The 21,405-nt window shown below is 63.0% G+C and carries 16 protein-coding genes, 1 tRNA gene, 2 pseudogenes and 1 riboswitch; of the genes and pseudogenes, 7 read left to right on the top strand and 12 right to left on the bottom strand.

Annotated elements, in window-relative coordinates; genetic code table 11:
* Position 1: 1 nt before the first annotated feature.
* The 6 genes and pseudogenes from ABKF58_RS14935 to gcvH form a co-directional block, all read right to left on the bottom strand.
* Positions 2–865 carry a methylenetetrahydrofolate reductase gene (locus ABKF58_RS14935; protein WP_482581620.1) on the bottom strand — a complete coding sequence of 288 codons (864 nt, stop codon included), beginning with the start codon at positions 863–865 and terminating at the stop codon, positions 2–4.
* A 100-nt stretch (positions 866–965) separates the two neighbouring features.
* Positions 966–1,940, bottom strand: a complete 975-nt coding sequence (gene lipA, locus ABKF58_RS14930; protein WP_482581618.1) for a lipoyl synthase — start codon at positions 1,938–1,940, stop codon at positions 966–968.
* Positions 1,941–1,943: 3 nt separating this feature from the next.
* A complete protein-coding gene (gene gcvT / locus ABKF58_RS14925) occupies positions 1,944–3,068 on the bottom strand; it encodes a glycine cleavage system aminomethyltransferase GcvT (protein WP_482581616.1) in 1,125 nt (374 codons plus the stop codon).
* 160 nt (positions 3,069–3,228) lie between these two features.
* Positions 3,229–4,485 carry a serine hydroxymethyltransferase gene (glyA, locus tag ABKF58_RS14920; RefSeq protein WP_482581611.1) on the bottom strand — a complete coding sequence of 419 codons (1,257 nt, stop codon included), beginning with the start codon at positions 4,483–4,485 and terminating at the stop codon, positions 3,229–3,231.
* A gap of 56 nt (positions 4,486–4,541) precedes the next feature.
* Positions 4,542–7,407, bottom strand: a pseudogene (gcvP, locus tag ABKF58_RS14915) (aminomethyl-transferring glycine dehydrogenase).
* An 11-nt stretch (positions 7,408–7,418) separates the two neighbouring features.
* Positions 7,419–7,793, bottom strand: coding sequence for a glycine cleavage system protein GcvH (gene gcvH, locus ABKF58_RS14910; protein WP_294863260.1), 375 nt, complete (start codon positions 7,791–7,793; stop codon positions 7,419–7,421).
* Positions 7,794–8,019: 226 nt separating this feature from the next.
* Positions 8,020–8,106, bottom strand: a riboswitch (glycine riboswitch).
* Positions 8,107–8,582: 476 nt separating this feature from the next.
* Between gcvH and ABKF58_RS14905 the strand changes: the two genes are divergently transcribed.
* Entirely contained in the window at positions 8,583–8,741 is a 159-nt protein-coding gene (locus ABKF58_RS14905; RefSeq protein ID WP_482581609.1) for a DUF7230 family protein, read from the top strand.
* A gap of 163 nt (positions 8,742–8,904) precedes the next feature.
* Here the strand turns inward: ABKF58_RS14905 and ABKF58_RS14900 are convergent, their stop codons facing one another.
* From ABKF58_RS14900 to ABKF58_RS14875, 6 genes are all read right to left on the bottom strand, one after another.
* Positions 8,905–9,204, bottom strand: a complete 300-nt coding sequence (locus tag ABKF58_RS14900; RefSeq protein ID WP_294863262.1) for a helix-turn-helix domain-containing protein — start codon at positions 9,202–9,204, stop codon at positions 8,905–8,907.
* Positions 9,205–9,617: 413 nt separating this feature from the next.
* Positions 9,618–12,695, bottom strand: a complete 3,078-nt coding sequence (locus tag ABKF58_RS14895) for an EAL domain-containing protein (RefSeq protein WP_482581607.1) — start codon at positions 12,693–12,695, stop codon at positions 9,618–9,620.
* Positions 12,692–12,994: a hypothetical protein gene (locus tag ABKF58_RS14890; protein ID WP_482581605.1), complete on the bottom strand. Its 303-nt coding sequence runs from the start codon at positions 12,992–12,994 to the stop codon at positions 12,692–12,694. The genes ABKF58_RS14895 and ABKF58_RS14890 overlap by 4 nt, the downstream gene beginning before the upstream one ends.
* A gap of 351 nt (positions 12,995–13,345) precedes the next feature.
* The gene (locus ABKF58_RS14885; protein WP_482581603.1) at positions 13,346–14,017 is read right to left on the bottom strand and encodes an SOS response-associated peptidase; all 672 of its coding nucleotides are present in this window, start codon (positions 14,015–14,017) and stop codon (positions 13,346–13,348) included.
* Positions 14,018–14,186: 169 nt separating this feature from the next.
* Positions 14,187–14,262 (bottom strand) — tRNA-Thr (locus ABKF58_RS14880).
* 53 nt (positions 14,263–14,315) lie between these two features.
* Positions 14,316–14,840: a hypothetical protein gene (locus ABKF58_RS14875; protein ID WP_482581601.1), complete on the bottom strand. Its 525-nt coding sequence runs from the start codon at positions 14,838–14,840 to the stop codon at positions 14,316–14,318.
* 134 nt (positions 14,841–14,974) lie between these two features.
* Between ABKF58_RS14875 and ABKF58_RS14870 the strand changes: the two genes are divergently transcribed.
* From ABKF58_RS14870 to serC, 6 genes and pseudogenes are all read left to right on the top strand, one after another.
* A complete protein-coding gene (locus tag ABKF58_RS14870; RefSeq protein ID WP_482581599.1) occupies positions 14,975–15,793 on the top strand; it encodes a basic amino acid ABC transporter substrate-binding protein in 819 nt (272 codons plus the stop codon).
* A 61-nt stretch (positions 15,794–15,854) separates the two neighbouring features.
* Positions 15,855–16,598, top strand: coding sequence for an amino acid ABC transporter permease (locus ABKF58_RS14865; protein WP_008952716.1), 744 nt, complete (start codon positions 15,855–15,857; stop codon positions 16,596–16,598).
* 141 nt (positions 16,599–16,739) lie between these two features.
* Positions 16,740–19,325 carry a DNA gyrase subunit A gene (gyrA, locus tag ABKF58_RS14860; RefSeq protein WP_482581597.1) on the top strand — a complete coding sequence of 862 codons (2,586 nt, stop codon included), beginning with the start codon at positions 16,740–16,742 and terminating at the stop codon, positions 19,323–19,325.
* A complete protein-coding gene (locus ABKF58_RS14855) occupies positions 19,322–19,789 on the top strand; it encodes a PaaI family thioesterase (RefSeq protein ID WP_014087314.1) in 468 nt (155 codons plus the stop codon). The genes gyrA and ABKF58_RS14855 overlap by 4 nt, the downstream gene beginning before the upstream one ends.
* Entirely contained in the window at positions 19,786–20,232 is a 447-nt protein-coding gene (locus ABKF58_RS14850; RefSeq protein ID WP_014087315.1) for a PaaI family thioesterase, read from the top strand. Before ABKF58_RS14855 ends, ABKF58_RS14850 begins: the two co-directional genes overlap by 4 nt.
* Positions 20,233–20,255: 23 nt before the next feature.
* Positions 20,256–21,342 (top strand): annotated as a pseudogene (gene serC, locus ABKF58_RS14845) (3-phosphoserine/phosphohydroxythreonine transaminase).
* The last annotated feature ends 63 nt before the right edge of the window (positions 21,343–21,405 follow it).

Genomic DNA, 21,405 nt, shown 5'->3' with positions numbered 1-21,405 from the left:
TTCAATTCGGCGGCGCGGCGGTCGTCCCGGCCGAGCCGGCCAGACCCAGCCGGGCATGCAGGGCCTCGATGGCGTCGATCTGGTTGAGGCTGAAGAAGTGCAGGGCGGGCACACCCTCGGCGATCAGCCGCTCGCATTGCCGGGCGGTGACATCGAGCCCGAAGGCACGCACGGCGGCGGTGTCGTCGGCCAGGCTCTCCATCTTGCGGTAGATCCAGCGCGGCATCTCGATGCCGCGCGCCTCGGCCCGTTGCGCGGTGCTGCGAAAACGGGTCAGCGGCAGCACGCCGGGCACCAGCGGCAGGGTGATGCCGGCGGCGTGGCAGCTGTCGCGCAGATACAGGAAGGCATCGGTATTGAAAAAATACTGGGTGACCGCCGCGTTGGCGCCGGCCTCTTGCTTGACCCTGAGTGCGGCCAGGTCTGCGGCCGGACTCTTGGCTTGCGGATGGACCTCGGGATAGGCCGCCACCTCGATACGGAAGTCGTCCCCGCTGTGTTCGCGGATGAAGCGCACCAGGTCGCTGGCGTAGGCGAAGTCGCCACGGCTGCCCATGCCGGACGGAGTATCGCCGCGCAGGGCGAACAGGCGCCGCACGCCGAGACGGCGGTAATGCGCGCACAGCGCCGCCACTTCGGCACGCTCTGCCCCCACGCCCGACAGGTGCGGCGCCACGGTGTGGCCGGCCTCGTGCAGCTGCCCGACCAGGTCCAGCGTCCGTTCACGCGTGCAGCCGCCGGCCCCGTAGGTGACCGAGAAATACTCGGGGCCGAGCGCCGCCAGACGAGGCAGCGCCCGCTCCAGTTGCCGCGCGCTCTGCGGCGAGGTGGGCGGGTAGAGCTCGAGACTGAAGGGTATGGACATGCAACGCTCCTTATCAAAATACGGGGTGTCGTGACGGTGTGGGTCGCCACGGCCGGCGAGGCGACGGCACCCGGCCCAGGCCGGGCGCCGTTTGACACAATCAAGCCACGATATCGCCCCTGGCCTGCAGATCGGCATGGTAGGAAGAACGCACCATCGGCCCGGAAGCCACCTGGCCGAAGCCCAGCGCCAGCCCCAGCTCGCGCAGCTCGGCGAATTCGGCCGGCGTAACGAAGCGCTTGACCGGCAGATGGTGACGCGTCGGCTGCAGGTACTGGCCCAGCGTCAGCATCTCGACGTCGTGCGCGCGCAGATCGCGCATCACCTGTTCCACTTCCTCCCGCGTCTCGCCCAGCCCCAGCATCAGCCCGGACTTGGTCGGCACGTCGGGAACCGCGTAGTGGAACTCCTGCAGCAGCTTGAGCGAATGCAGGTAGTCGGCGCCGGGGCGCGCCTCGCGGTAGAGCCGGGGCACCGTTTCCAGGTTGTGGTTGAACACGTCGGGCGGCGTCGCCTCCAGGGCGTCCAGCGCGATGCCCAGGCGGCCGCGGAAGTCCGGCACCAGGGTCTCGATCTTGAGCGCGGGGTTGAGCCGGCGCGCCTCGCGGATACAGGCGGCGAAGTGCGCGGCGCCGCCGTCGCGCAGGTCGTCGCGGTCGACCGAGGTGATCACCACGTACTTGAGCCGCATCGCCGCGATGGTTTCGGCCAACCTTTGCGGTTCGGCGGCATCGAGCGGGTTGGGGCGGCCGTGGCCCACGTCGCAAAACGGGCAGCGGCGGGTACAGATGTCCCCCATGATCATGAAGGTGGCGGTGCCGTGGCTGAAGCATTCGCCGAGGTTGGGGCAGCTCGCTTCCTCGCACACGGTGTGCAGTTTCTGCTCGCGCAGCACCTTCTTCAGTTCGACCACCTCGCGCGAGCCGGGAAAGGCGGCGCGAATCCACGCCGGCTTGCGCTGCATCTGGCCCGGCTCGGTCGCCACGACCTTGACCGGAATGCGCGCCATTTTCTCCGCGGCGGAGAGTTTGGTCCCCGCCGCCAGCGGGGCCTTGTTCGGGACGAGGGCGTTCACGGCTCAGCTCCGGTAGTAGCGTTGCGGCACGAACGGCGTCTTCGCCACTTCCACCGCCACCGGCTTGCCACGCACCATGGCGAACAGGGGCGTGCCCAGTGCGGCGTGCGCGCTAGCCACGTAACCCATCGCCAGCGGGGCGCCCAGGGTCGGGCCGAAGCCGCCGCTGGTGACCTTGCCGATGGTGTGGCCGTCGGCGTCGACGAGCTCGGCGCCTTCGCGCACCGGCACCTTGTCCTTCACCAGCAGGCCGACGCGCTTGCGCTGGGTGCCCTCGGCGATGTGCCGCGCCACCACGGCGGCGCCGGGATACCCGCCGGCGCGTTCGCCGTCGGGACGGCGCGCCTTCGAGATCGCCCACAGCAGGCTACCCTCGATCGGCGTGGTGCTCGTGTCGATGTCGTGGCCGTACAGGCACAGGCCCGCCTCCAGCCGCAGCGAGTCGCGCGCGCCCAGGCCGATCGCCTGTACTTCCGGCTCGGCCAGCAGCAGGCGCGCCAGCGCTTCGGCGTGGTCGGCCGGCACCGAGATCTCGTAGCCGTCTTCGCCGGTGTAACCCGAACGGCTCACGTAGCATTCCACGCCGGCCAGTTCGACCCGGGTGCAGTGCATGAAGGTAAGCTCCGCCACCGCCGGCGCGTGGCGCGCCAGCACGGTGGCCGCGGCCGGGCCCTGCAGCGCCAGCAGGGCGCGGTCGTTCAATTCCACCACCTCGCAGCGGTGGCCGATCTTGCTCTTCAGGTGGGCGATGTCCTGCGCCTTGCAGGCGGCGTTGACCACGACGTAGAGCACACCGCCGCCGAAGTTGGCCACCATCAGGTCGTCGAGAATCCCGCCGTCGTCGTTCGTGAACAGGGCGTAGCGCTGCAGGCCGACCGGCAGGTCGATCACGTCGATCGGCACCAGCGTTTCCAGCGCGGCGGCGGCCTCGGCGCCGATCAGCTTGACCTGGCCCATGTGCGAGACGTCGAACAGCCCGGCGGCGGCACGGGTGTGCTGATGTTCCTTCAGGATGCCGAGCGGATACTGCACCGGCATCTCGTAGCCGGCGAACGGCACCATCTTGGCGCCCAGCTCGACGTGCAACGCGTAGAGCGGGGTGCGGGAAAGCGTTTCAGTGTGGCTCATGCTGAGCTCCTTGATTCTCAAACACGCGGCGACCTCGCCACCGCATGCGGATTTCTTCGTTGGGGCACCGGATGCCGCCTGCCTCGCCGGACGGCATGCTCAGCCAGCGGCGCACGGCGCCGACGTTGGCCGAAGCAGGGTCTCCGGACCCTCCGTTCCGTTACCGGCGGTACACCGGAAAGGCGGCGCACAACTGCGCCACCTGGGCGCGCACCGCGGCGATCACCTCCTCGTCGCCGAGGTGGTCGAGCACGTCGCAGATCAGCGTCGCGGTGCGTGCCGATTCGCGCTCGGTGAAGCCGCGCGTGGTGATCGCCGGCGAGCCGATGCGGATGCCGCTGGTGACGAACGGGCTTTGCGGGTCGTTCGGCACGGCGTTCTTGTTCACCGTGATGTGCGCCCGGCCCAGCGCCGCGTCGGCATCCTTGCCGGTGATGCCCTTGTTGATCAGCGACAGCAGGAACAGATGATCGTCAGTGCCGCCGGACACCACTTCGTAGCCGCGCTCCTGGAATACCGTGACCATGGCGCGGGCGTTGGCGATGACCCGTCGCTGATAGTCTGCGAATTCCGGCAGCAGCGCCTCTCTAAAAGCGACAGCTTTTGCCGCAATTACGTGCATCAGCGGGCCGCCCTGGATGCCGGGGAACACCAGCGAGCTAAACTTCTTCTCCAGCTCCGGGTTGCTCTTGGCCAGGATCAGGCCGCCGCGCGGGCCGCGCAGGGTCTTGTGGGTGGTGGTGGTGACGACGTCGGCAAACGGCAGCGGGTTCGGATAGAGCCCGGCGGCGACCAGGCCGGCCACGTGCGCCATGTCGACGAACAGGTACGCTCCCACCGAGTCGGCGATTTCACGGAAGCGGGCGAAGTCGAGCACGCGGGCGTAGGCGGAAAACCCGGCCACGATCATCTTCGGGCGGTGTTCTTCGGCCAACCTTTGCACTTCGTCGTAGTCGATCAGCCCGGTGTCCGGGTTGAGGCCGTACTGCACGGCGTTGTAGAGCTTGCCGGAGAAGTTGACCTTGGCGCCGTGGGTGAGGTGGCCGCCGTGCGCCAGGCTCATGCCGAGCACGGTGTCGTGCGGCTGCAGCAGCGCCATGTAGACCGCGGCGTTGGCCTGGCTGCCGGAGTGCGGCTGCACGTTGGCGTAGTCGGCGCCGAACAGCTGCTTGGCGCGGTCGATGGCGAGTTGCTCGACCACGTCGACGTGCTCGCAGCCGCCGTAGTAGCGCTTGCCAGGGTAGCCTTCGGCGTACTTGTTGGTGAGCACCGAGCCCTGCGCCTGCATCACGCGCGGACTGGTGTAGTTTTCGGAGGCGATGAGTTCGATGTGGTCTTCCTGGCGCTGGCGTTCCGCCTCCAGCGCGGCCCACAGTTCGTCGTCGAAGCCTTCGATGTGCATGTCTTGGGTATACATCTGCATTCTCCTCTGGCGCGGTTGCCGCCGGAGCGGCAACCGTCGGCCGGGCAGGGTCAGTTCGGGTAGTCCGACAGCGGCGGGCAGGAGCACACCAGGTTGCGGTCACCATGGACGTTGTCGACACGGCTCACCGGCGGCCAGTACTTGTTCGGCGCCGAGCGCGCCACGCCGTGCGGATACACCGCCTGCTCGCGCGAATAGGCGTGTCCCCATTCGCCCACCAGCTCGGCCGCCGTGTGCGGCGCGTGCTTGAGCGGGTTGTCGTGCGCATCCAGCGTGCCGGCCTCCACCGCGGCGATCTCGCCACGAATCGCGATCATCGCGTCGATGAAGCGATCCAGCTCGGCCTTCGACTCCGACTCGGTCGGCTCGATCATCAGCGTGCCGGCCACCGGGAAGCTCATGGTCGGGGCGTGGAAGCCGAAATCGATCAGACGCTTGGCCACGTCGTCCACGCTGATGCCGCTGGCGTCCTTCAGGGGGCGCAGGTCGACGATGCACTCGTGCGCCACGCGCCCGTTCGGCCCGGTGTAGAGGATCGGGTAATGCGGCGCGAGGCGGCTGGCGATGTAGTTGGCGTTGAGGATCGCCAGCTCGGTGGCGCGCTGCAGCCCTGCCGCCCCCATCAGCGTGATGTAGGTCCAGGTGATCGGCAGGATGCTGGCGCTGCCGAACGGCGCCGCCGACACCGCGCCGCCGCCGGCGAGCCCGCCCTGGCGATGGCCGGGCAGGAACGGCGCCAGATGCGCCTTGACGCCGATCGGACCGACACCCGGACCGCCACCACCGTGCGGAATGCAGAAGGTCTTGTGCAGGTTGAGGTGCGACACGTCGCCGCCGAAGCTGCCCGGCTGCGCCAGGCCCACCAGCGCGTTCATGTTGGCGCCGTCGATGTAGACCTGGCCGCCGTGCGCGTGCACCACGTCGCAAATCTCGCGCACGCGCTCTTCGAACACGCCGTGGGTGGACGGGTAGGTGATCATGATCGCGGCGAGATCATGGCTGTGCTGCGCCGCCTTCGCCTTCAGATCATCGACGTCGACGTTGCCGGCGTCGTCGCACTTGACCACCACCACCTGCATGCCGACCATCTGCGCCGAGGCCGGGTTGGTGCCGTGCGCCGAGGAGGGGATCAGGCACACGGTGCGCTGCCCCTCGCCACGGCTGGCGTGATAGGCGCGAATCGCCAACAGGCCCGCGTATTCGCCCTGCGAGCCGGCGTTCGGCTGCAGCGACACCGCGTCGTAGCCGGTCACCGCGCACAGCATCGCCTCCAGCTCCTGCGTCAGCGCACGGTAGCCCTCGGCCTGCTCGGCCGGCGCGAACGGGTGCAGCCCGGCGAACTCGGGCCAGGTGATCGGCAGCATCTCGCTGGTGGCGTTGAGCTTCATGGTGCAACTGCCCAGCGGGATCATGGTGCGATCCAGCGCCAGGTCCTTGTCGACCAGCGCGCGCAGGTAGCGCAGCATCTGCGTTTCCGAGTGATGGCTGTTGAACACCGGGTGGGTGAGGAAGGCGCTGCCGCGCTTGAGTTGCCCCGGCAGCGCATCCGGCGTGGCCGCCTCCAGCGCGGCAAAATCCGGCACCGGCTTGCCCTGGGCAAAGATCGCCCACAGCGTCGTCACGTCCTCGGCCGTGGTGGTCTCGTCCAGCGCGATACCGAGGCGCTGCGCGTCGATGACACGCAGGTTGATCGAGTAGGAGCGGGCGCCGGCATGCAGCGCAGCGGTCTGCGCGCCACTGTCGACGGTCAGCGTGTCGAAGCAGTACTCGGTCGGCACGCTGTAGCCGAGCTGGCGCAGGCCGGCCGCCAGGGTCACGGTCAGCCGGTGCACGCGCCGGGCGATGGTGCTCAGCCCCTGCGGGCCATGGTAAGCCGCGTACAGTCCGGCGATGTTGGCCAGCAGCACCTGCGCGGTGCAGATGTTGCTGGTCGCCTTCTCGCGGCGGATATGCTGTTCGCGCGTCTGCATCGCCAGCCGCAGGGCAGGGCGGCCGTGCGCGTCGATCGACACCCCGACCAGACGGCCCGGCATGCTGCGCTTGAAGGCGTCGCGGGTCGCCAGGTAGCCGGCGTGCGGGCCACCGAAGCCGAGCGGCACGCCAAAACGCTGCGTGGTGCCGATCGCCACGTCGGCGCCAAATTCGCCCGGCGGGGTCAGTAGCGTCAGCGCCAGCAAGTCGGCGGCCACCACCGCCAGAGCGCCCTTGGCATGCGTCGCGTCGATCACGCCCTGGTAATCGTGGATGTCGCCGAACGTGCCCGGGTACTGCAGCAGCACGCCAAAGCAGTTGACACCGGCCAGATCTCGGCGCGGGTCGCCCACCACCACCTCGATGCCGATCGGCTCAGCGCGGGTGCGGAGGATCTCGATCGTCTGCGGATGGCAGTCGGCCGCCACGAAAAACACCGGGCTCTTCGATTTGGCCAGACGCTGGCAGAAGGTCATCGCCTCGGCCGCCGCCGTGCCTTCATCCAGCATCGAGGCGTTGGCGATCTCCATGCCGGTGAGGTCGGCGACCATGGTCTGGAAGTTGAGCAGCGCCTCCAGGCGGCCCTGCGAAATCTCCGGCTGGTACGGGGTGTAGGCGGTGTACCAGTGCCGGGTTCTCCAGCACGTTGCGCTGGATCACCGGCGGGGTATGGGTGTCGTGGTAGCCCATGCCGATGAACGACTTGAACACCTTGTTGCGGCTGGCGATATCGGCCAGCTTTTGCACCGCCTCGGCTTCGGTGCAGCCCGCACCGAGGGCCAGCGGCTCGTGACGGCGAATCGCCGCCGGCACCACTTGCCGGATGAACTCGTCCAGCGAGCCGACATTCAGTTCAGCCAACATCTCGGCCTGTTCACCGGCATCCGGGCCGATGTGGCGGCGCACGAACAGCTCGCGCTGCGTGAGGGAATCAAACGTAGCCATGACCAATCCCCCTATGCGCCGATGTAGGCGTGGTAGCCGGCGGCATCCATCAGCCCGGCCAGTTGCTCCGGGTTGTCGATACGCATGCGGAAGAACCAGCCCGCGCTCTCCGCCGCCTCGTTCACCAGGCTCGGCTCGTCGGCCAGCGCGTCGTTGACGGACACGACGGTGCCATCCACCGGAATCTTGATCTCGCCGGCGGCCTTGACCGATTCGATGGTGGCGGCTTCCTCGCCCTGGGCGAAACGGTCGCCCTCCCGGGGCAGCGCCACGTAAACCAGGTCGCCCAGCAAGTTCTGGGCGTAGTCGGTGACGCCAACGGTGGCGCAGCCGTCCGCCTCCAGGCGCAGCCATTCGTGGGATTCGGTGTATTTGATGTCGCTCATTGCTCTCTCCTGACAGGGTTGCGTGAAGTGAAACGGGCCAACGCAAGCCTGGAGTACAACGGCGAAAGCAGGGGACGATCGGGGGATCGGCATCCGGACTTTAGCGGGGCATTCCAGGCGGCGTGAGCCTGATGCCCCCTCTGTCCATTTGCCTGAGAGATTACGGACCCGGACGGGAACGCTTTTCCTTCGGCGAGGCCTCGTGGGCCTACTCTCCAGAGAGCTAGTCGATGCGGCAGTCCTTTTGCCTGAGAGTTTCTGGGGCGATTCCCCTTCGGCGCCGCCACATGGCGGTCTCTCCTGTCACATCCCGATAGCTTGATGCCCAATCTAGAGGAGGGGTTCCGGGACTGTCAACAGCAAAACACCCGCGCCACCGAGGCCCGATACGCGGCACCCGTCGCGCACCGCCGCCGATAGCTGGCGCAAACCCAGACCAGACGGGCCTCTCGGCATCAAAGGCCCGGCCCGATACTTCAGCATTTGGCGAAGTACATATCTGAACATTGCTATTCAACACTCGCCCCGCAACAGCGGACATGGAGACGCGCGACCGTTCTCGAGGGGGGGCGACACTCACCGTCTGCCCAGGTAAAGACCATCGTGAAGACGAGCCGGGCATGAGGTTTCAGCGGCCCATGCATCACGTCAGGTGCGGACAATCCCGAACACCGGGACGGCCTCGTCGCCGTTCGAAAAATTGACACACTCGGGGAACGGAAAACCGGTGGTGCAGTCTACTCATTCGTCTGTCGAGAGAGCACCCTCGACTCAACTGGAAGGAACCCGATGGCCAAACCACCACGCACCAACCCGGTAGCCAAATTCGCACAACGTCTGCAGCGCTGTGCCACCTTTACAGACCGGAAGAAGCGAGCCAGGCAAGGCTATGCCAAGCATAAGAAACAGGCGGGAAGTTTTACTCTCCCGCCTTTTTTATTGACCTGAAATCTGGCGTCAGCCACGAGTCCAAAGTCCGACTCCACACGACTCCTGCCCGGCTTGTAATGCCTTGCCTTGCCAACATGGGCAAGGGGGATCTGCCATATCCGGACTTCAGATGTCAGCTATCAGGCCAGGCTGTAGCGCGCCTGAAAACCAACGCGACAAATCACTGCTCTTCACGTGATGTCGCCGATACCGCCTTCTTCAAACTTTCGTACAAATCTGGAAATTGTGTCTTGAGAAGACCGATGACCTCCATGTCCTCACGGTTGATGACGGCAAGGTCAACTTGCTCGATATGCACCAGGCGGAACAGTTCCCGCACCGGGCGCGGCATGTTTCGGCCCGACTCGTAGCGCGACCCTCCAGATTGAGTGACGCCGATCAGGCTCCAGAATTGCACCTGGTTCAGCCCTCGCTTCAGACGAACTTCGCGAGGATGAGGTAGGGCTTTGTGCGATGTCATCAGTGGGCTCCTGTTTATGGGTGCCGCAATGATAAATGGGGAGTGAGCAGTCTCACCTCAGGCAAATTGCAAATATTTGTTAACAAATATGCCATTTATTTAATAACACTCGCCGCAAACACCGTTTCTCGATCGTCCACGCGATACCAAATAAACCGGCCGCAGCGACCCCGAGCAAGCTCGCTGGGTGTAACAACGCGGTCTCAACGGCAGACCATCCTGGCAACAGGATGAATCAACAAGCGACAAGGCGACGTGTACGGCATGGCGGCGGCAAATAGGCACAGTCGCCAGGGAAAATACCGGGAGAACCGCTATCAGACGGCTCCGCCCGATACGGAGAGGGCACGGCTCCTGCCGGGTTTGGCGTGAGGGGCCAAACCCTTGGATGCCCCCCCCTGAGGCCGGGCCGTTCAATGAGCGGACTCAGTCGCTGGCACGGGTGGGATGAAATTCTCAACCCACTCCTGGAAGGCTTCGGCCGGCATCGGCTTGGCGATGAAGTAGCCCTGAGCGTAGTCGCATCCCAGTCGGGACAGTTGCTCCCAGTGCTCCTGGGTTTCAATGCCTTCGGCCACGGTTTTGCGGCCCAGATCACGTACGAGATCGATGGTGGAGCGCACGATCATCGCCGAGTCTTTGCTGCGGGTCATGTTCGCCACGAATGACTGGTCGATCTTGATATAGTCCACCGGCAACTTCTGCAGATAGTTCAATGAAGAATAGCCAGTGCCAAAATCGTCGATATAGAGCGGAATGCCCCCAGCGTGCAGGCTATGTAGAATACCAAGCGCCAATTCGGGATCTTCCATGACGGAACTCTCGGTGATTTCCACCTCCAGCCAGCCAGGTCCAATCCCACGGGCAGCCTGCCACAGGCGGATCTTGTCCAACAGACTCTCATCATGCAGACTGCGTGCCGACAGGTTGACGGCAATGGGAACGGCGCAGCCTCGGGCATGCCAGCTTTGCAACAAATCAAGCGTGGCACCAATGACCCACTCCGTCAGTGGGCGAATCAGGCCGGTATGCTCAGCCAAACCAATGAACATGGCGGGTGCCAGCAGGCCAAGCCGCGAATGGTGCCAACGCACCAGCGCTTCAGCGCCACTCACCCGGCCCGTGGCAAACTCGACCTTGGGCTGCAGGTATACGCGCAGTTCTCCTCCTTCGATAGCCCGCCGCAACTCGCCCACCATGACCAGACGGTCAGCCTGAGCATGGGCCTCTCCAGGGTCGAATACCACGTGGCTCAGACCACGCTTCTTGGCCTGATTGACGGCCTTGTCCATGCGACGCAGCAGATCGTGTGTCGTTGTGCCATGTTCTGGAAACAGGGCAATGCCGGTCTTCGCGCTAACGTCCAAAGCGATGTCGGCCACAGGAAAAGCGCGCGCCAACTCAAGTTCCACGGCTTCGACGGCAGTCAATGCCGCCTGGGCGTCACTGCAGGGCAGGAGCACCGCGAATTCGTCGCCACGTATCCGTGCCACGAGGGCAGTGGCAGGCACGCATCCCTGTAGTCGAAAACCGAAATCACACAGGATCTGGTCGCCGTAGACAAAGCCCAATGCATCATTGATCTCGCTGAGTCGCTCAATATTGAGTTGCAGCGTGGCAAGCGGTTGCGCCTCTTGCATGCTGGTTCTGAGGGCGGCTGAAAGCGCCTCCTCGAACTGCAGCGCATTGGGCAGCCCGGTCAGCGGATCGTGCCGCATCAAGTGATGCATGGCCGCCTGGGTGCGCTTCTGCTCGACATGGTTCCGCAAAGTGGCAATGCCAAACGCCAGATCTTCGCTCGACTCGGTGAGCAGCGCGATTTCGTCAGCACCAAAGGTGTCTGCCTCGGCATCGTAGATGGTCAAGGCGCCGATCACCCGGTTTCCCACGCGCAGAGGGCAGGCCAGTCCTGCCGTCGTGCCGTTTAATAGATCGCCCGGCCACCGGCTATGTGGATCGCTCCCCATATCGCGCACCAATTGCACTTTACCTGTGCGCATCGCCATAGGAGACACGCTCTGGCCACGTTCATCGCCAGCTCCGCCGAGACGCAATTGCGCCAGTGCCGCGAGGCCGCCGGGGTAACCCGCTTCGGCCATCGGCCGCAACCGCGTGTGGTCCTCCTTGTCGCCATACCAGACCACTGCCATGTCATAGCCACCATCGACGACAATGGCGCGGCACATGGAATCGAGCAAGGCCTGTTCCTCATCGGCCCGCAGCATGGCATGATTGCCCGCGCTGAGCGTCCGGAGGGCTCGCGTGACATGCTCAAGCTCGTGCACCCGATGTTCCAACTCGACATTCAGCGTCCGAATTCTTTCTTCGGCCAACTTGCGCTCCGTGATGTCCGTTCCTAGCACGTAATAGCCGACAATCTGGCCGCCTGCATCGTACTTGGGCAGGTAGCGGATGGTCTGCCACACCCCGGGGAAAGGCTGCCAGTCGTAGCCCTGTGCCTCACCCTGGAGAACCTTGCCGATGAGGGGCTCAGCGATGGCATAACGCGCTTCCCCGAGAATCGCTTTAACTTCACATCCGGTGATATCAGTCATACCGGGAGCAAAGCGCTCCCGGTATTGGTCGTTGACATAGACATACCGCTGCTGTGCATCCACATAGGCGATCAGGGCAGGTACCGAGCTGATGACATTGCGCAAATGGTCCTGGCTGTCATGCCACTGAGCGGTACGTTCCCGCACATGCGACTCCAGCAGGGCATTTTGCGCTCGGATAATCTGCTCGGCATGGCGCTCGGCCGAGACGTCCCGGAAGACCAGAACAACGCCATGCAATGCCCCCTCCGCATTCCGGATAGGTGCCGCACTGTCGGCAATCGGACACTCGCTGCCATCTCGTGCGATCAGCGAGGTGTGCTTGGCCAGCGCCTGGGTTTTCCCCGTTGCCAGTACTGCGGCAACCGGATCCGCGGCTGGCTCACGGGTCTCTTCGTTGATGATGCGAAACACATCCTCCACCGGTCTGCCCACGGCGAGCGAGGCCGGCCAACCGGTTAGCTGCTCGGCCACCAGGTTCATCCGGCTAATGCGACCATCGATATCCGTGGCCAGGACGGCATCGCCGATCGAATCCAGCGTCGTCCTCAGGCTCTCCTCGCTGTCAGCCAGGGCACGCTGGCTCGTTGCCGTCGCATGCCATTGCCGGCGTATCAACACATAGGTGGAAGCCAGCAGGAAAACGAGCAACGCCCCAACCAGCGAACTGGCCACCACCAGCGTTTGGCGCGCATGGGCATAAGCGGACTCTCGCTGCCTCAGCAATTGCCGCTCTTCCCGGTCCATGTCGTCAAGCAGGCGGTAGGTGAGCACCCGGGTTTGCCGTAACGGCGCCTTGGCGACGAAGGCGTCGGCGGCGGCCTTGCCTTGCGTCTTGAGCAAAAGCTCAACCTGCCTCGCAATGGCCAGCCGTTGATTGAGCACTTTCCGCAAGGCTACCCAGCGCTGCCTCTGACGCGGGTTGTCGGTGGTCAACCCCGGATTTGCCCGAGCGCGTTTTCTCGGGCTGCGATGGCGTCGTCACGTTCGGCGAGATTCGCGACATCGCCATAGAGACGGAACGACTGCGTGGTTAATTCGATCTGCAGCGAATAACCCCGAGTGAGGGCAAGCTGCTTGAGCAACTCATGGGTGTGGGTGACCCATTGAACCGAGCGGGTGGCATCATCGGCGACCTTCCAAATAGTCAGAGACAGTGCGATCACGACCAATACGGCAGTGGAGAGTGCCGCGAGCAGCTTGGATTCAAAGCTGGACCGCAGAGATAGCGTCACGGAGCACCTCCTTTCTATGTGGAGTTTTCAACGCTGCTTGCGCCAGATGCCAATCCAATTCCAATTGGCACGCCATTACAGTGCAGTATGGTCGCCCACACGACGTGCACCCAAACGATTTGTCATGAACGATTCACTCGCCATGAGAGCATTCAATAAAAACATGGCACCACAATACTTTATCTCTGGCCTACCCAGACAGAAAACGGCGGCGAGCTCAGTTCATGCCATCAGCAAGCAAAAACCGATTGACTGTTTCCATTGTTACCGGCCTTGTCTTAACGCGTCGGCATACGGAACGTGTTCATTAGAACAACTTGGGTGAAAAGAAAGCAATAAAGAGAAGGAGGGTTATGCACCTGGCACAGGCTCGACCAGATCCGGGCCGTCGTGACGCGGGTTGCCGACGCGGGTCGAGACCGGCCACATGCGCAAGCGCTCGCTGGGACAGGGCGTGAGGAGGGTGTGAAGAAATGGTGTCGGCGCTTCGGGGTTCAGCCAGTCGCGGTAATGCTCGGTCGGCAGGATGCAGGCGAGACGGTCGTGGATGGGCTGAACCAGGTCATTGGCCGGCCCAACGATGATGGTGCAGCTCTCGAGTGTCTCGCCAGAGGCCGGGTCGGCCCAGCGCTCCCACAGCCCCGCAAACCCCAACCCATCGCCCTCGGCGTCGGCAATGAACCAGGGCTGTTTCTGTTTGCCGCCGACGTCCTGCCACTCGTACAGGCCGCTGGCCGGGATGATGCAGCGCCGATGCTTGAAAGCGGCCCTGAACGCCGGCTTCTCCGCCACGGTCTCGACCCGGGCATTGATGGTGCCGTACCCGATCTTGCGATCCTTGGCCCAGAAGGGGACCAGCCCCCAGTGCGCCTCGGCCACCTCAAAGCCGCCATCCGCCGCCAGCCGCACGATCGGTATGTTCTGCGTGGGGGCGATGTTGTAGCGGGGAGGGAAATTGAAGTCCAGCCCGAGCTGCTGCCCGAGCCGGCGAAACGGGGTGTAGATAGCGAAGCGGCCACACATTGCGCTGCCCTCTGGATGGGGGTCACACGCTAAAGCTAGGTCAGTATGGCCGCCTCGGACAAGTTTGAGTTATCTCAAATTGGGCGTCGTTTTCTTTATGGCGTGTAAAACTCGTGTAAAAACCCACCAAAGCAAACGGGCCTCGCATCGCTGCAAGGCCCGTGGATATTGGTGCCGGAGAGAGGAGTCGAACCCCCGACCTTCTGATTACAAGTCAGCTGCTCTACCAACTGAGCTACACCGGCGAGCTGTGAATTTTGATGAAAATCGTCACTTTTGGCAAGCCCACCCCAACGTTTTATTTTCTACGTTTATGGGTAAGCGGCTTTTTCTTTACTGTTTTCAATGGCTTCTTGTGAATTGTCCGGGCTTTACTGTTTGACTTTGCCTTGCCATGCAAAGTGGCAGGGGCCTTCTTCACATGCTTCGTGCGCACGGGTTTGCGCGCAACCAGACGCGCCTTCTTGCCTTCCTTCACATGGTGCTTTCCGGCCTGGCGGTAAGTCGTCGTATGGCGCTTGAGCACGTCCGTCTTATGCCGCCTCTTGAGCGACGCTCTTGGCTTGTGCAACGGCTTGCGATGGCGAGTGGCCTGTTTTTTGCTGAGAGCCTCTGCGTGCGCTACAGCCGGCGCAGCACTGCTCCGAGGCTTCTCCTGACGTGGCGATGGTGCAACCGGGGCCGGCGCCCTCGATTGTTTGGCCGGCTGGGCGGGTTGGAAATCCCCCGGCAACGGGGCATCCTCTAGCTCAGCCTGTGCGGGCAGGGAGGTCAGCAAAAAACTGCTTGCCAAAAACAGCAAAGCAAGATGTTTATATTTCATGCGCTCATTACTTTTATGCCGAATGCAAGTCCGCCACACACCCACCGCGCGGATTGTGCAGTAAATAATAAATTTTTATATTACCATGCGGCTGCTTGTACAACGAGTGGCTTACACAAAAGGGAGCTATATCAATGAAACAAACCAGAAGAACCTTGCTGGCCGGCCTGCTTTTGTCGGCTTTTGCCCTGACCGCTTGTGGCAAGAAAGCCGAAGCCCCTGCTGAGCAAGCCGCCAGCAGTGCGCCGGCGCAAGCCACTGCGGCAGCAAAAGAGTACCTTGTCGGTAGCGATGCCAGCTACGCCCCGTTCGAATTCCTGAATGACAAGAAAGAAGTCCAAGGCTTCGACGTCGAGGTACTGACCGCGGCGGCAGAAAAGGGCGGCTTCAAGATCAAATTCGTCAACACCCCGTGGGAGGGGATGTTCGCCACCCTCGATCAGGGTGATCGCGACCTGCTGGCTTCGGCCATCACCATCACTGACGAACGCAAGAAGAACATGGACTTCTCCGATCCGTACTTCGAAGCGCGTCAGCTGATCGCCGTCGGCAAGAATGTCACCGACGTCAAAACCTTCCAGGATCTGAAGAACAAGAAGGTGGCGGTGCAGACTGGCACCACCGGCGACGAAGTCGTGCAAAAACTGCTGGGCAAGACCAACCCCAACATCAAACGCTTCGAGAGCATGCCACTGGCCCTGAAAGAGCTGGAGAATGGTGGCGTGGACGCCGCCGTGGGCGATAACGGCGTAGTCAGCAACTACGTGATCAACAACCCGCAAAACGGTCTCGCCACCGTCGAAGACACCAAGAGCTTTGCTCCGGAGTACTACGGCTTCGCCGCCAAGAAAGGCAATGCCGAGGTACTGGCCAAGGTTAACGCCGGCCTGAAAGCCATCAAGGCCGACGGCACCTACGATGCGATCTACAAAAAATATTTCGCCAAGAAATAACTAAGTTGGTGCAGCAATCCTGGCCGGCATCGCCGGCCAGGCGTTTTATAGGGGCATAAATATGAATTTCCGCTGGGAAATGATCACCGAATATCTTCCGCTATTTATCGACGGCGCGAAGATGACCTTGCTGATCACAATCGTGGCCGTGATTTTCGGCACGCTGATTGGCTTGTTCATGGGCGTGGCCCGCCTAGCCGAAGGCAAGCACGGCATCAGCAAGATTGTCTTGCGTTACCTGGTCCGCCTGCCGGCGACCGCCTATGTGACATTCTTCCGTGGCACACCGCTGTTCGTACAGATTCTGCTGGTGCACTTTGCCCTGATGCCGATGCTGATCCATCCGGTGGACGGCATCATCCTGAGCGGTGATATCGCGCGCGAAATTCGTCAGAACTATGGTGCGTTCATTTCCGGCCTGCTGGCCCTCACCCTGAACGCCGGCGCTTACATCACCGAAATTTTCCGCGCGGGCATCCAGTCCATAGACAAAGGGCAGATGGAAGCCGCACGCTCGCTGGGTCTCAGTTATGGGCAGGCGATGAAAGCCGTCATTGTACCGCAGGCCTTCCGCCGCATGCTCCCTCCGCTGGGCAACGAGGCCATCATGCTGCTCAAGGATAGCTCGCTGGTTTCGGCCATCGGCCTGGCCGAGCTGGCGTTTGCCGCCCGCACAGTGGCTGGCGTCTACTCCCGCTACTGGGAGCCTTACCTGACCATCTCCTTCCTCTACCTTGCACTGACCATGCTGATGGCCTGGGGTATCGGCCGACTGGAAAAACGCTTCCAGATCGCCAGCCGTTGAGGCGCAAGACATAGGACGAGCAATGGCCGGAATTTCCGGCCATTTTTGCATCTGGCGGCCTGCTCTCGGCGCCATGCGCCGAAGCCGCCCTCGTGGTAGAATCTGGAGCATTTGCCATCAGAAGAAGATAAGCATTTACCCATGACAGATCAGTTTTTCGCCAAGGAAACGATTCCGATCAGCCTTGAAGAGGAGATGCGCCGTTCCTATCTCGATTACGCGATGAGCGTCATCGTGGGACGGGCCCTTCCTGATGTGCGTGATGGTCTGAAGCCAGTACACCGCCGCGTGCTGTTCGCCATGCACGAGCTATCCAACGACTGGAACCGGGCCTACAAGAAATCGGCCCGTATCGTCGGCGACGTCATCGGTAAGTATCACCCCCACGGCGACTCGGCCGTGTACGACACCATCGTTCGCATGGCGCAGGATTTCAGCCTGCGCTACCCCCTGATCGACGGCCAGGGCAACTTCGGTTCGGTGGACGGCGACAACGCCGCTGCCATGCGATACACGGAAATTCGCATGGCGCGCATCGCGCACGAACTGCTGGCCGACATCGAGAAAGAAACCGTTGACTTTGGGCCGAACTACGACGGCTCCGAGCAAGAACCGCTGATCCTGCCGGCCAAGATCCCCAACCTGCTGATCAACGGCAGTTCGGGCATTGCCGTGGGCATGGCCACCAACATCCCGCCGCACAACCTCAACGAGGTGATCGACGGCTGCCTCGCGGTACTGGCCAGCAGCGACATCACCATCGACGAGCTGATCGATATCATTCCCGCGCCGGATTTCCCGACCGCCGGCATCATCTACGGCACCGCCGGGGTGAAGGAAGGCTACCGCACCGGCCGCGGCCGCGTGATCATGCGCGCGCGCACCCACTTCGAGGATATCGGCAAAGGCGACCGCCAGGCCATCATCGTCGACGAGCTGCCGTACCAGGTAAACAAGGCCCGCCTGCTGGAGCGCATCGGAGAACTGGTGCGCGACAAGCAGATCGAGGGCATTTCCGACCTGCGCGACGAGTCGGACAAGTCCGGCATGCGCGTGGTGATCGAGCTCAAGCGCGGCGAAATGCCAGAAGTGGTGCTCAACCACCTCTACAAGCTCACCCAGCTGCAGGACAGCTTCGGCATCAACATGGTGGCCCTGGTGGACGGCCAGCCACGCCTGTTGAACCTCAAGCAGATCCTCGAAGAATTCCTGCGCCACCGCCGCGAAGTGGTGACCCGCCGCACCATCTTCGAACTGCGCAAAGCGCGCGAGCGTGGCCACATCCTCGAAGGTCTGGCCGTCGCGCTGTCCAACGTCGACGAAATCATCGCGCTGATCAAGGCGTCGGAAACCCCGCCGGTCGCCAAAATCGCCCTGATGGAGCGCGAATGGCGCTCGCCGCTGGTCGAGGAGATGCTGGCGCGCGTCGATCAGGACAAGGCACGTCCGGATGGGCTGCTGCCGGAGCTCGGCCTGAAGGAGCAGGGCTACAAGCTGTCGGAAGTCCAGGCCCAGGCCATTCTCGAACTACGCCTGCAGCGCCTGACCGGGCTGGAGCAGGACAAGATCGTCGGCGAGTACCGCGAGATCATGGAAGTCATCCTCGACCTGATCGACATCCTGGCTCGCCCGGAACGCATCAACCAGATCATTTCCGACGAACTGAACGCGATCAAGACCCAGTTCGGCGACGCCCGCCGTTCCGAGATCGAGCCGTTCGGCGGCGACATCAACATCGAGGACCTGATCACGCCGCAGGACATGGTGGTCACCGTTTCGCACAGCGGCTACATCAAGACCCAGCCGGTCGATGACTACCGTTCGCAGCGCCGCGGTGGGCGCGGCAAGCAGGCCGCCGCCACCAAGGACGACGATTTCATCGAAACGCTGTTCGTCGCCAACACCCACGATTACGTGCTGTGCTTCTCGTCGTTTGGCCGCTGTTACTGGATCAAGGTCTACGATCTGCCGCAAGGCGGTCGCAACAGCCGCGGCAAGCCGATCGTCAACGTGCTGCCGTTGGCCGAAGGCGAAAAAATCAACGCCATGCTGCCGGTGAAGGAGTTCCGCGACGACCAATTCGTCTTCATGTGCACCGCCAACGGCACCGTGAAGAAGACCCCGCTGGTCGACTTCTCCCGTCCGCGCACGGCCGGCATCATCGCCGTCAACCTGGACGAGGGCGACAACCTGATCGGTGTGGCGCTGACCCACGGCGATGACCAAGTGATGCTGTTCTCGGATGCCGGCAAGGCGGTGCGCTTCAGCGAGACCGACGTGCGCGCCATGGGTCGCAACGCCACTGGCGTGCGCGGCATGATGCTGGGCGAAGGGCAGCAGGTGATCTCACTGCTGGTGACCTGCTCCGAAGACCAGATGGTGCTGACCGCCAGCGATGGCGGCTACGGCAAGCGCACCCGCGCCGGCGAGTTCCGCCATACCAGCCGCGGCACCCAGGGCGTCATCGCCATGGACCTGACCGACAAGACTGGCCTCAAGCTGGTGGCGGCGAGCCTGGTGGAAGAAACCGACGACGTGATGCTGATCACCACCGGCGGCGTTCTGATCCGCACCAAGGTGTCCGAAGTGCGCGAAACCGGCCGCTCCGCCCAGGGCGTTCGCCTGATCAACCTGGACGAAGGCGAGAAGCTGATCAGCCTGGTCAAGGTCGCCGAAGGCGAGGACGACGAGGTGGAAGAAGCCGCAGAAGAGGGCGGCGAGGCATGATAGCGACCCCGGTCAACCCCAAGGTATTCGAACCGATGGGGCAGCTGTTCGTATCGCTGCCGCATTGCGCGGCGCTCGGTTTCCAATACCTGGGAGCGGACGGGCGCAAGCCGGTGCTGAAGGTCGACTGGCGCGAAGAGCTGGTCGGCAACCCGGCCACAGGGGTAATACATGGCGGGATCATCACCTCGCTGGTGGATACCACCAGCGCGGTGGCGGTCACCGCCCACCTGGAACGCGTGGAAACCATCGCCACGCTCGACCTGCGCATCGACTACCTGAAGGCCGCCACACCGGGCAAGGCCATCTACTGCCGTGCCGAATGCTACCGGCTCGCCAGTCAGGTCGCCTTCACCCGGGCGGTGTGCTATCACGACAATCCGGACGATCCGATCGCCCACGGTGTCGCCACCTTCATGCGCGAATCGAGCCCGTTGCCGATGCTGCAGGAGCCCCAGGCATGAGCAATTTCATGGAGCAGTTCGCCGCACTACGCGACCAGAAGCGTTTTCAGGACGTTGTCAACGCCATTCCCTACGCCCGCCTGATGGGCGTGGAACTAGGCGAGGACGAATCCGGCGATCTGCTGTTCAGCCTGCCGTTCCACGAGCGCAACGTCGGCAACACCGTGTTGCCAGCCCTGCACGGCGGACTGATCGGCGGCTTCCTCGAAAACGCCGCGATGATCCACCTGATCTGGAACCGTGAATCGCTGGACACCCCCAAAATCGTCGACTTTTCGCTCGACTACCTGCGAAGCGGTCGCCCCAAGACGCTGTATGCGCGCTGCGAGATCACCAAGCAGGGCAAACGCGTCGCGCACGTATTGATCGAAGCCTGGCAGGAAGACCGCAGCAAACCGGTTGCCGTCGCCCGGGCGCACTTCCTGCTGGCCACCACCAGCTGACTGAACCGATATCAAGGACAGACATGGCCAAGGTATACAACTTTTCCGCCGGACCCGCCGTTTTGCCTCACGCCGTATTGGCCGAAGCCCAGAGCGAGATGCTCGACTGGCACGGCTCCGGCATGTGCGTGATGGAAATGAGTCATCGTGGCAAGGAGTTCATGGAAATCATCCATGACGCCGAGCACGACCTGCGCGAACTGATGCAGATTCCGAAGAACTACAAGGTATTGTTCCTGCAGGGGGGCATCACTGCAGTTCGCCATGCTGCCGCTCAACCTGTTGGGCGACAAGAAGTCGATCGACGTGGTCAACACCGGCCACTGGTCGAAGCTGGCCATCAAGGAAGCGAAGCGTTACGCCAACGTGAACGTCGTCGCCTCAAGCGAAGACCGCAACTTCACCTACGTGCCGGCGGAAGAAACCTGGCAGCGCGACCCGGATGCGGCTTATCTGCATTACACCTCGAACGAAACCATCGGCGGCTTGCAGTTCCCCTTCATCCCGTCTTCGGCCAACGGTGTGCCCCTGGTGTGCGACATGTCGTCCGACTTCCTCTCGCGCGAAGTGGACGTCAGCCAGTTCGGCCTGATCTATGCCGGCGCCCAGAAGAACATCGGCCCGTCCGGGCTGACCGTAGTCATCGTGCGCGAAGACCTGCTGGGCAAGGCCCTGCCCAGCACACCGACGATGCTGAACTACCGGGTTCATGCCGATGCCGACTCGATGTACAACACCCCGGCCACCTATCCGGTCTACATCGCCGGCCTGGTATTCAAGTGGCTGAAGGAACTGGGCGGCATCAAGGGCATGGCCGCACGCAACGACGAGAAGGCCGGCCTGCTGTACCACGCCATCGAATCCAGCAATGGCTTCTACTACAGCACGGTGGACGCGCCGTTCCGCTCGAAGATGAACGTGGTATTCCGCCTCAAGGACGAGTCGCTGGAAGACACCTTCCTCAGCGAAGCAAAGAAGAACGGCTTGGTGCAGCTCAAGGGCCACCGCGCCGTCGGCGGCATGCGTGCGTCGATCTACAACGCCATGCCGATCGAGGGCGTCAAGGCGCTGGTCAGCTTCATGATGGACTTCGCCCGCCAGCACAGCTGATTGTTCTCCATTTTGTAACGATGAGTTCTGGACCCGCGCCGCTGGCGCGGGTTTTTTGTTGCC

This window comes from Pseudogulbenkiania sp. AW2-16, assembly GCF_056824575.1.
This window is presented reverse-complemented; position numbering and strand designations above follow the sequence as displayed.